The sequence below is a fragment of the Pseudomonas sp. LAIL14HWK12:I10 genome (assembly GCF_900184205.1).
GTDB lineage: Bacteria > Pseudomonadota > Gammaproteobacteria > Pseudomonadales > Pseudomonadaceae > Aquipseudomonas > Aquipseudomonas kermanshahensis.
Genome location: NZ_FXWU01000008.1, coordinates 292,842 through 305,469 on the forward strand (window position 1 = coordinate 292,842; position 12,628 = coordinate 305,469).

1 protein-coding gene (running past one end of the window) is annotated in these 12,628 nt (G+C 66.6%); it reads left to right on the top strand.

Annotation, left to right across the window (positions count from 1 at the left end; all coding sequences use genetic code 11):
- Positions 1-12,628, top strand: the 5' portion of a protein-coding gene (locus QOS90_RS19495; RefSeq protein ID WP_283600557.1) for a non-ribosomal peptide synthetase. The gene runs 209 nt beyond the window's last position; only the first 12,628 of its 12,837 coding nucleotides appear in the window; the start codon lies at positions 1-3; its stop codon lies off the right edge, out of view.

Sequence of the window (12,628 nt, forward strand, 5' to 3'; positions counted from 1 at the left end):
ATGCACTTCAGCGAACTGATGGCTGCTCTTTCCACCCGTGCGATCCGACTCCAGCGTGAAGACCAGGACCTGATCGTCCTCGGCGATGACGATACCCTGGACGATAGCTTGTGGGAGGCGTTGTCACGGCACAAGCCGGCGTTGCTGGAGATGCTCGCCGAACGCGATGACGACTGGCTCAGCCCGGCCTTCCGCATAACCCCCGACATGCTGCCGCTGGTCACGCTGGACCAGGAAGCCATCGACCGCATCGTCGCCAGCGTGCCGGGCGGCGCAGCCAACGTTCAGGACATCTACCCGTTGGCCCCGCTGCAGCAGGGCATGTTGTACCACCACCTGTCCGCCACCGAGGGCGACCCGTACCTGTCGCAGGTGCAACTGCGCTTCGCCAGCAAAACCCACCTGGAAGCCTTCGCCGAGGCGCTGCAGTGGGTGATCCAGCGCCATGACATCCTGCGCACCGCACTGCACTGGGAATACCTCGACCAACCGGTGCAGGTGGTCTGGCATGAAGCGACGCTGGTCCGCGAAGCCGTGCCAGTCGCTGGCAGCACAGCCCTTGCCGAGCTGTGCGCGCGCTTCGACCCGCGCCAGTATCGTCTCGACCTGCGCCAGGCACCGCTGATGCAACTGATGCACGCGCAAGGCGAGGGCACTACGTGGGTGGCGCTGCTGATGTTCCACCACGTGGTGATGGACCATACCGCCTTGGATATCGTGCGCCGTGAAATCCAGGCGCACATCGCCGGCCAGTCCGACCGACTGGCGGCCCCCATGCCGTTTCGCAATGTGCTGGCCGCCGCTCGCCAGGCACTGGATGAGGACGCCCATGAGCGCTTCTTCCGCGAGATGCTGGGCGACATCGATGAGCCCACGCTTGCCTTCGCCCTGCAGGACAAAGGTGATGTGCAACTGGAGCAAGCACGCCTGACCCTGCCGCCTACGCTCAGCCAGCGCCTGCGCAGCCAGGCCCGGCAACTCGGCGTGAGCCCGGCAAGCGTGTTGCACCTGGGCTTTGGCCGGTTGATCGGGCAACTGTCGGGCCGCCAGCAGGTGGTGTTCGGCAGCGTGCTGCTGGGCCGCATGACCACCGGCGACGGCAGCGAGCAGGCGCTGGGGATGTTCATCAACAGCTTGCCGTTGCGCATCGACCTGGGCCCAACCAGCGTGCGTGACGCCCTGCTGGCCACCCACCGACGGCTCAGCGCCTTGCTCGGCCACGAACAGGCGTCGCTGGCCCTGGCCCAACGCTGCAGCGGTGTGGCCGCGCCGGCGCCGCTGTTCAATAGTCTGCTCAACTACCGGCACAGTGACGCCGGTGATGCCGCCGAGATCATCCCGGTGGCTGCTGGCATCGATATCGTCGGCGCCGAGGAACGCACCGATTACCCGCTGACTGTCAGCGTCGACGACCTGGGCGACGCGCTGCGCCTGACCGTGCAGAGCCTGCCGGCGTGGAGCGCGTCACGCCTGTGCGCGCAGTTCGAACAGGTGTTGGCAAGCCTGGTCGACGCCCTGGAACACACCCCCGCGTCAGCGCTGCAAGGGTTGCAGGTATTGCCGCCTGCCGAGCGTGATCAGGTGCTGCAACAGTTCAACCACACCGCTCAGCTTTACCCGCAGGGGCAGACCGTACACGCCATGGTCGAGGCCCGTGCCGCCACCGCGCCAGCAGCGGTTGCGCTGTTGCAGGATGGCCAGGCGCTGCGTTACGACGAACTCAACCGCCGTGCCAACCAACTGGCTCACCAACTGATCGAACGCGGCGTTCAGGTGGGGGACCGCGTGGCCCTGTGCCTGCCGCGCAACAGCGGGCGCGTGGTTGCGTTGCTGGCAGTGCTTAAAGCGGGCGCGGCCTACGTGCCGGTGGACCCGGCGTACCCAGCTGAGCGCATTGCCTACCTGCTGGCTGACAGTGCCCCGGCACTGGTCGTGAGCGAGACTGCGGTAAATGGGCTGCCGGCCCAGGTGCCGCGCCTGGACCTGGACCACATCAGCACCTGTACTGCGCACGACAGCAACCCACAGCGACCTGGGCTGGGCGCGCAGCAACTGGCCTATGTGGTCTACACCTCCGGCTCCACCGGCCAGCCCAAGGGGGTGATGATTGAGCACCACACGCTCGCCAACCTGGTGCATTGGCACTGCCAGGCCTTTGCGCTGGACGCCGATGCGCACACGTCAAGCGTGGCCGGTTTCGGGTTTGACGCCATGGCCTGGGAGGTTTGGCCAGCCTTGTGCGCCGGGGCCACGTTGCACCTGCCACCCGCCCACATCGCCAACGAGCATGTCGATGAGTTGCTCGACTGGTGGCTGTTGCAGCCACTGAAGGTCAGCTTCCTGCCCACCCCGGTAGCGGAGCAGGCCCTGCGCCGCGAACACCAGCACCCGACCCTGCGCACCTTGCTGGTGGGCGGGGACCGCCTGCGCCAGTTCGAGCGAGCGCCAGGCTTTGCCCTGATCAACAACTATGGGCCGACCGAATCCACTGTTGTCGCCACCTCTGGGCAGGTCTTGCCCAACGGCGCACTGCACATCGGCCGGCCCATCGCCAATACCCGCGTCTATGTACTGGACGAAGGCTTGCAGCCAGTCCCGGTTGGCGTCGCGGGTGAGCTGTTCATCGGCGGCGCGCAAGTGGCGCGGGGCTACTTCAATCGCCCGGCGTTGACCGAGCAGGCTTTTCTTGTCGACCCGTTCAGCGAGCAGCCCAACGCACGCATGTACCGCAGCGGTGATCGGGTGCGCTGGAATGCCGACGGCACCCTCGACTACCTCGGCCGCAACGACGACCAGGTGAAGATCCGTGGTGTGCGGGTTGAGCTGGGTGAAATCGAGGCCACCCTCGCGGCGCAGCCGGGTATCGACGCCGCCGTGGTGCTGGTGCGGGGCGAGCGTTTGCTGGCCTGGTTCACCGAGACTGCCCCTGTCTCTCTTGACGCCTTGCGCCAGGCCCTGCAGGCCCGTTTGCCGGCGCACATGGTGCCGCTGGCGTTCGTGCGCCTCGATGAGCTGCCGCTGACCAGCCATGGCAAACTCGACCGCCGCGCGCTGCCTGACCCAGAGACCTCGCAGTTGTTCGGCCAGGCCTACGAAGCGCCCACGGGCGAAACCGAAGCGACGATGGCGGCGATCTGGGCCGATGTGCTGGGTGTGCAGCGGGTAGGGCGCCATGACAACTTCTTCGAACTGGGCGGCCACTCGCTGCTGGCGGTGACGTTGGTCGAGCGCTTGCGCAAGGCTGGCCTGCTGATCGATGTGCGGGTGCTGTTCGCCCAACCGACCCTGGCGGCCTTGGCCGGCGCGGCGGGCATCGGCCACGAAGTGAAGGTGCCGGCCAACTGGGTGCCCGCGCAGGCCCAACGCATCACGCCGAGCATGCTCAGCCTGATCGACCTGGACCAGGCAGCAATCGACGACATCGTCGCAACGGTGCCGGGTGGCGCCGCTAATGTGCAGGAAATCTACCCGCTGGCCCCGCTGCAGGAAGGCATTCTCTATCACCACCTGAGCGCCGAGCAGGGCGACCCCTACCTGCTGCAGACCCGTCTGGCCTTCGACAGTGTCGAGCGCTTGCTGGCCTGGGCCGGTGCGCTGCAACAGGTCATCGATCGCCACGATATCCTGCGCACCGCCGTGCTCTGGCAAGGGCTGGCGCAGCCGCTGCAGGTGGTATGGCGCAAGGCCGAGCTGGTGGTCAGCGAAATCGACGACCTGGCCGATGACGATGGCCTGGCGCGGATTGAACAGTTGCATGCCCGGTTCGATGCGCGGCACCACCGGTTGGACCTGACCCAGGCGCCATTGACCCGCCTGTATTACAGCCTGGACCCTGCCAACCAGCAGGTGGTGGCGATTCTGCTGTTCCATCACCTGACCCTCGACCACACGGCCATGGATGTGGTCGCCCGCGAAATGCGCGCCTTGCTGTTCGGCCAGGGGCACACGCTGCCGGCAGCGGTGCCATACCGCAATTACGTGGCCCAGGCTCGCCTGGGTGACCAGGCGGCCCACGAAGCGTTCTTCCGCGAGATGCTGGCGGATGTCGAAGAACCGACCTTGCCACTGGGCTATGCCGATGTGCAGGGCGATGGCCGCGGCATCGAAACGGCATTCGAGGCACTGGACGGCGAAGTTGCCCACGGTTTGCGCACCCAGGCGCGGCAACTGGGCGTCAGTGCCGCCAGCCTCATGCACCTGGCCTGGGCGCGCGTACTGGGCGTGCTGGCCAACCGCGATGATGTGGTGTTTGGCACGGTACTGATGGGCCGCCTGCAGGGCGGCGAGGGCGCCGACCGGGCATTGGGGATGTTCATCAACACCCTGCCGCTGCGGGTGGACACCACGCTGGCCGTGCGTGCCGCCGTGCGCGCCACCCACCGCAACCTCTCGGCCTTGCTGGGCCATGAGCACGCGCCGCTGGCCTTGGCCCAGCGCTGCAGTGGCGTGACCGCGTCCGCGCCGTTGTTCAGTGCCTTGCTCAACTATCGGCACAGCGCCGACGCGGCCGCCGCCGAGGCAATCTGGGAGGGTGTGCGCCTGCTTGGTGGCGAGGAGCGCAGCAACTACCCGCTGACCCTCAGCGTCAATGACTTGGGTGAAGGTTTCACTTTCAGTGTATTGGCTATCGCAGGGATGGGTGCGGCGCGGGTCGCCGCCTGGATGGTCAATGCCGTCACCCAGCTGCTGCAAGCATTGCAGCAAGGGCAGGAGGCGCGGGTCGACAGCTTGTCGATCTTGAGCGACGAAGCGCGCCAACAGCTGCTGGGCAGTTTCAACGCCACCGCACAGCACTACCCGCAAGGGCTGACGGTGCACGCGCTGGTGGAGGCCCGAGCAGCCGAGACCCCGGATGCCACGGCCGTGAGCCAGGATGGCCAGGCACTCAGCTATGGTGACCTGAACCTGCGGGCCAACCGCCTGGCGCATCAGTTGATCGCACGCGGCGTGCGCGGCGGTGACCGCGTGGCATTGTGCGTGGGCCGCAGCGCCGAGCGAGTAATCGGCCTGCTGGCCGTGCTCAAGGCCGGCGCTGCCTATGTGCCGGTCGACCCGGGCTATCCTGCCGAACGCATAGCCTACCTGCTGGCCGACAGCGTGCCCGCCCTGGTGCTGAGCGAAACGGGCATTGCCGGCCTGCCAGCTGACATACCCCGCCTGAACCTCGACCAGGCCGCCGCCGATGATGCCCTGGACAGCAACCCGCACGTACCTGGGCTGGATGCGCACCACTTGGCCTACCTGGTCTACACCTCCGGCTCCACTGGCCAGCCCAAGGGCGTGATGATCGAACACCACACCCTGGCCAACCTGGTGCACTGGCACTGCCAGGCCTTCGCGCTGGAGGCCGGTGTGCGTACCTCGAGCGTTGCTGGCTTTGGCTTCGACGCCATGGCCTGGGAAGTATGGCCGGCGCTGTGTGGCGGTGCCACGCTGCACCTGCCACCTGCGCACATCGGCAATGAACATGTGGATGAACTGCTCGACTGGTGGCTCGAGCAGCCGCTGGCGGTCAGCTTCTTGCCCACGCCGGTGGCCGAACAGGCGCTGCGCCGCGAACGGCAACACCCGACCTTGCGCACCTTGCTGATCGGTGGCGACCGCCTGCGCCAGTTCGACCGCGATCCAGGCTTCGCCCTGATCAACAACTATGGGCCGACCGAGACCACGGTGGTCGCCACGTCTGGCCAGGTCTTGCCGGGTGCGGCGTTGCACATCGGCACGCCCATCGCCAATACCCGCGTCTATGTGCTCGATGCCCATCGCCAAGCGGTGCCCGTGGGCGTCGTGGGCGAGCTGTACATCGGCGGCGCGCAGGTAGCGCGGGGCTATTTCAATCGCCCTGAATTGACCGAAGAGCGCTTCCTCGCCGACCCGTTCAGCCGCAAGCCCGGCGCGCGCATGTACCGCAGTGGCGACCTGGTGCGCTGGAACGCCGATGGCACGCTGGACTACCTCGGCCGCAATGACGACCAGGTGAAGATCCGCGGCGTGCGCGTGGAGTTGGGTGAAATCGAGGCGGCGCTGACGGCCCAGGCCGGTATTGCCGATGCCGTGGTATTGGTGCGTGGCGAGCGTCTGCTGGCCTGGTTCACCGAACAGGTGCCGGTGGCGGTCGAGGCCGTGCGTCACGCGCTGCAGGCCAGCTTGCCGGGGCACATGGTGCCGCAGGCGTTCATCCGCCTGGACCAATGGCCGTTGACCCGCCATGGCAAGCTGGACCGCCGGGCCCTGCCTGAGCCGGATGCGGCCCAACTGATCAGCCAGGGCTATGAAGCCCCTGCCAGCGAGACCGAAGCGGCCATGGCCAGCGTCTGGGCCGACGTGCTGGGCGTGGAACGGGTAGGGCGGCACGACAACTTCTTCGAGCTGGGCGGCCACTCGCTGCTGGTTGTGACCCTGATCGAACGCTTGCGCCAACAGGGCCTGCAGACCGACGTGCGGGTGCTGTTCGGCCAGCCCACCGTGGCTGCACTGGCTGCCGCGCTGGGCAAAGGTCGCCAGGTCAGCGTGCCCGAGAACCGTATTCCAGCGGGCTGCACCCACATCACCCCCGCCATGCTGCCTTTGCTGACGTTGGACGCCAGTACCCTCGAGCACATCGTCGCCACGGTGCCAGGTGGTGCTGCCAACGTGCAGGACATCTACCCGTTGGCACCGCTGCAGGAGGGCATTCTCTACCATCACCTGAGTGCCGCAGACGAAGACCCGTACCTGCTGCAGTGGCGCGTCGCATTCGACAGTCACGCCCGCCTGCTGGCCTTCGCCCAGGCCTTGGACAAGGTCATCGCGCGCCACGATATCCTGCGTACCGCCGTGCTCTGGGACGGCCTGGTGCAGCCGGTGCAGGTGGTATGGCGCAGCGTGCCGGGCTCGGTGCTGGTCAATAGCAGCGAAGCCACCGGCCCTCTCGACCTGAGCCAAGCCCCACTGATCCGCCTGCTGCAGACCCCACAGCCAGGCACCGAAGGCCTCGAAGCCACCCTGCAGTTCCACCACATCGCCTTGGACCACACGGCCATGAAGGTGGTGCTGGAAGAAATCCGCGATCACCTGCGCGGCCAGCAGCCCAGCCAACCGGCCGTGCCGTACCGCAACTACGTGGCCCAGGCGCGCCTGGCCATCAGCGAGGCCGAGCACGAGGCGTTCTTCCGCGCCGAGCTGGCCGACATCGACGAACCGACCTTGCCCTATGGCCTGGCCGACCTGCAGGGCCAGGCCAGCGCCTTCGAGTTGGCCACGGTGCAACTGGCCCCTGAGCAGTACCGGCGCCTGCGCAGCCAGGCCCAGCAGTTGGGCGTGAGCGCTGCCAGCGTGCTGCACCTGGCCTGGGCGCGGCTGGTGGCCGCCACCAGTGGCAACGACCGCGTGGTGTTCGGCACCGTGCTGTTGGGCCGCCTGCAAGGGGGCGCCGGGGCTGATCGGGGCCTAGGCATGTTCATCAATACCTTGCCGCTGCGCCTGGACCTGCAAGGGCTAGGCGTGCGTGCAGGGGTGCGCCTGGCCCACCAGCGGCTGAGTGCGTTGCTGATGCACGAGCACGCCTCGCTGGCCTTGGCCCAGCGTTGCAGCGGCGTGGCTGCGCCGACGCCGTTGTTCAGCGCCATGCTCAACTACCGGCATGGCGCCAGCCAGCCCGAGCAGCAAGCGCAACGCGAAGCCCTGGAAGGCATCCAGGCACTGCCCAGCGGCGGCCACGGCAACTACCCGCTGAGTGTCAACGTGGACGACCTGGGCGACGGCCTGCGGCTGACGGCCCAGGTCAGCGCCCAAGTGGGCGCGCAGCGTGTCTGCGACCAACTGCTGCAGGTGCTGCACGGGTTGCTGGATGCGCTTGAGCACGCGCCTGACACGCCAGTGCAGCAGTTACCGGTATTGACGCCTGATGAGCGCCGGCGACTGCTGGCCAATGCCCCGCAAACGCCTCACGACATGGCGCAACCGCTGCACGGGCTGTTCGAAGCCCAGGTACGGCGCACGCCCACTGCCATTGCACTGGTCGCCGAGGAAGGCGAGCTGAGCTATCGCCAGCTCGATGAGCAAGCCAATCGGCTTGCCCATCATTTGATCGGCTTGGGCGTCAAACCGGATGATCGTGTAGCGATCTGCGTCGAGCGCGGGCTGTCGATGGTGGTCGGCTTGCTGGCCATCCTCAAGGCAGGCGGCGCCTATGTGCCAGTTGACCCGGGCTACCCGGCTGAACGTATCCGCCACATGCTGAGCGACAGTGCGCCGCTGGCCGTGCTGATGCACAGCGCTACCCGTGAGGTCGTACACGGCACCCCGGTGCAGCTGGTCGACCTCGATCAGCCTTGCTGGGAAGCCCAGCCGATCAGCAACCCTCGCGTAGCCGCGCTGAACGCGAGCCACCTGGCGTACGTGATCTACACCTCCGGCTCCACAGGCCAACCCAAAGGGGTGATGGTCGAACACCGCAACGTGGTCAACCTGGTGCGCTGGAGCCAGCGCCTTTGCCAGCTACCTGGCAAAGGCGCTGTGCTGCACAAGACCCCGGTCAGCTTCGATGCCTCGGTGTGGGAACTGTTCTGGCCGTTGTGCAGCGGCCTACGCCTGGTACTGGCGCGCCCGCACGGCCAACGTGACCCGCACTACCTCGCGCAATTGATCGAGGCGCAGCAGGTCAGCGTGGTGCAATTCGTGCCGGCGTTGCTGCAGCAGTTCCTTGAAGCACCTGCCAGCGCTCGCTGCGCCAGCCTCAGCGATATCGTCTGCGGTGGTGGTGAGTTGACCCAGGCGCTGGCCGCCCAGGTACGCGAGTGCCTGCCGGGTGTGCGCCTGCACAACGTGTATGGCCCGACCGAGACCACCGTCGATTGCAGCGCCTGGACGCTGGAACCGGGCGCGGACCTGCCGCACGGGGCGTTGCCGATTGGTACCGCCATCGACAATACCCGGCTGTATGTACTCGACCACTACGACCAACCCGTGCCGTGGGGCGTGGTCGGCCACCTGCATATCGGCGGCGCGGGCGTAGCGCGGGGTTACCTGGGTTTGCCCGAACAGCAGGCCGAACGCTTCATCGCCAGCCCCTTCGTTGACGGTGATCGCCTGTACCGCAGCGGTGACCTGGTGCGCCAGCGCGAGGATGGCAACCTGGTCTTCCTCGGCCGTAACGACCACCAGGTCAAAATCCGTGGCCTGCGCATCGAGGCGGGCGAGATCGAAGCCTGCCTGGTGCGTGTGCCCGGTGTGCGCGAGGCCGTGGTACTGGCTTACGACGCCCCGGCCAGTGGGCCGCGCCTGGTCGCCTACTTCACCGGTGAGCCGCGCGAGGCGGACAGCCTGCGTCAGGCGCTGCTGCACGACCTGCCGGAATACATGCTGCCGGCACAGTACATCCACCTCAACCAGTTGCCGTTGACGCCCAATGGCAAGCTCGACCGTAAAGCGCTGCCGGCGCCGGATGCCGCCTTGCATGAACGCCCCTACCAGGCGCCGCAGGGCCAGACCGAAACCCTGCTGGCCCACCTGTGGGCGCAACTGCTGGGCGTCGAGCACGTGGGCCGTCACGACAACTTCTTCGAGCTGGGTGGCCACTCGCTGCTGGCGGTAAGCCTGACCGCGCGGCTGCGCCTGGAAGGTCTGCAAGTCGATGTACGGACCCTGTTCGGCCAGCCTACCGTCGCGGCCCTGGCCGAGACCTTGGGGCGCAACCAGCAAGTGCTGGTACCTGAAAACCGCATCCCTGCCGGTTGCACCCACATCACCCCGGGCCTGCTGAGCCTGATCGACCTCGACCAACCCTCGATCGATCGCATCGTCGCGCGCGTGCCGGGCGGTGCGGCCAATGTGCAGGACATCTACCCGCTGGCTCCGCTGCAGGAAGGTATCCTTTACCATCACCTAAGCGCCGAGCACGACCCCTATGTGCTGTATTCCCGGCTGCGTTTTGACAACGGCGAACGCCTGCAAGCCTTCGCCAGCGCGCTGGACCAGGTCATCGCCCGCCACGACGTGCTGCGCACAGCTGTGCTATGGGACGGCCTGCCGCAGGCTGTGCAGGTGGTCTGGCGTCACGCACCGCTGCAGGTCCTGCGCGACGACGATGCGGCTACCGTTGGCCTGGACTTGAGCCAAGCGCCGCTGATTCGTCTGCTTCATCGCCAGGCACCGGGCAGCGGGTGCATCGAAGCCACCTTGCAGTTCCACCACATCGTCCTCGACCACACCGCCCTGGAGGTGGTCGGTGAGGAGTTGATTGGCTTCCTGCAGAGCACGCCGCCGGTCCAAACCCCCGTGCCGTATCGCAACTATGTGGCCCAGGCGCGCCTGGGTGTCAGCCAGGCCGAGCATGAGGCGTTCTTCCGCGAGCAGTTGGCGGATGTCGACGAGCCGACGTTGCCGTTCGGCCTTAGCGATGTGCAAGGCGATGGCCTTGGCATGCAAGAAGCCAAGCTGGCGCTGTCGGCCGAGCTGGCCGCAGGGCTGCGGCGCCAGGCACGGCACCTGGGCATCAGTGTCGCCAGCCTATTCCACCTGGCTTGGGCGCGCCTGTTGGCCGCTGCCAGCGGCAAGGACCGCGTGGTGTTCGGCACGGTGTTGCTGGGGCGCCTGCAAGGCGGTGAAGGCGCCGAGCGGGCGCTCGGCATGTTCATCAATACCTTGCCGCTGCGGGTCGACCTGGGCGAGGTGAGCCTGCGCGAAGGGGCGCAGGCCGTGCATCAGCGCCTCAGTGCACTGCTAGCGCACGAACACGCGTCCTTGGCGTTGGCCCAGCGCTGCAGCGCTGTGGCTACACCGTTGCCGTTGTTCAGCGCCATGCTCAACTACCGCCATGGCGCAGAAGCCAGCGCCGAACAGCGGCAGGCGTGGCAAGGCATCGACGTGCTCGAAGGCCAGGAGCGCACCAACTACCCGTTGAGCCTGAACGTCGACGATTTGGGGGAGGGCTTCCGCCTGGTTGCCATGACCCCGGCCGACGTAGGCGCGGCGCGTATCTGTGGGCAGATGAACCAGGTGTTGGAGGCCATGGTCGAGGCGCTGGAGCAGACACCGGAACTGCCGGTGCAGCGCTTGCCGGTGCTGGAAGCGCAGGAGCGTGAGCGTGTATTGCTGGGCTTCAACGACACGGCGGTGGACTATGACCTTGAGCAGACCCTGCACGGGATGATCGAGGCGCAGGTGTTGCGTACGCCGGATGCGGTCGCGGTTAAAGCCGAAGAAGGGGTACTGAGCTATCGCCAGCTGAATGAGCAGGCCAACCGATTAGCGCATCACCTGATTGAACTGGGTGTTAAACCTGATGATCGGGTGGCGATCTGCGTCGAGCGTGGGCTGTCGATGGTGGTTGGCCTGCTGGCCATCCTCAAGTCTGGTGGCGCATATGTGCCGGTTGACCCCGATTACCCAGCGGAGCGCGTGCGACATATGCTGAGCGACAGCGCGCCGGTGGCGGTGCTGGTGCACAGCGCTACGCGTCACGTACCGGATTCGGCCCAGGTTATCGACCTGGATCAGCCGACCTGGAACGCCCAGCCGTCCAGCAACCCAGTTGTCACCGGCTTGACCCCGCGTCATCTTGCCTACGTGATCTACACCTCAGGCTCCACCGGCTTGCCGAAAGGCGTGATGAACGAGCATGCCGGCGTGGTCAATCGACTGCTTTGGATGCAAGACGCCTACAACCTCGGCGCTGACGACGTGGTCTTGCAGAAGACCCCATTCAGCTTCGACGTGTCGGTGTGGGAATTCCTCTGGCCGCTGCAAACCGGCGCACGTCTGGTCATGGCGCGCCCCGGCGGCCATCGCGATCCGGAGTACCTGCGTCAGGTGATCCGCAGCGAAAACGTCACCACCTTGCACTTCGTGCCTTCGATGCTGGATGTATTCCTGGCCCATGGTGACGTCTCGGCGGCTTCGTTGAAGCGCGTCCTGTGCAGCGGCGAAGCCTTGCCGGGCGGCCTGGTCCGACGCTTCCACGCGCAATTGCCAGCCGTTGAACTGCACAACCTGTACGGCCCGACCGAAGCAGCGGTGGACGTGAGCGCCTGGCATTGCGTGACGGCGCCGGACAACACCCCCATCGGCAAACCCATCGCCAACACCACGCTGTACGTACTCGACAGCCAAGGCCAGCCGGTCCCGCAAGGCGTGGCCGGCGAACTGTTCATCGGCGGCGTGCAAGTCGCCCGAGGCTACCTGAACCGCGCCGAACTGACCGCCGAACGCTTCCTCGACGACCCGTTCAGCACCCGCCCTGGTGCACGCCTGTACCGCACCGGCGACCTGGCGCGGCACCTGGCCGATGGCAACATCGAATACCTGGGCCGCAACGATGACCAAGTGAAGCTGCGCGGCCTACGCATCGAGCTGGGTGAAATCCAGGCTGGCCTGACGGCCATCGAAGGCGTGAAAGAAGCAGTCGTGGTCGCCCGCGACCAGCGTCTGGTGGCGTATTACACCGGTGAGCAGCAGGCCGCAGACGTTCTGCGCACGGCATTGCTGGCCCACCTGCCGGAGTTCATGGTGCCCGCGCTGTTCCTGCACCTGGACGCATTGCCCCTGAGCCCCAACGGCAAACTCGACCGCAAGGCTTTGCCATTACCGGATACCGACGCCCTGCAAAGCCGCGTGTACGAAGCCCCAGAAGGCGAAACCGAAACCCTGT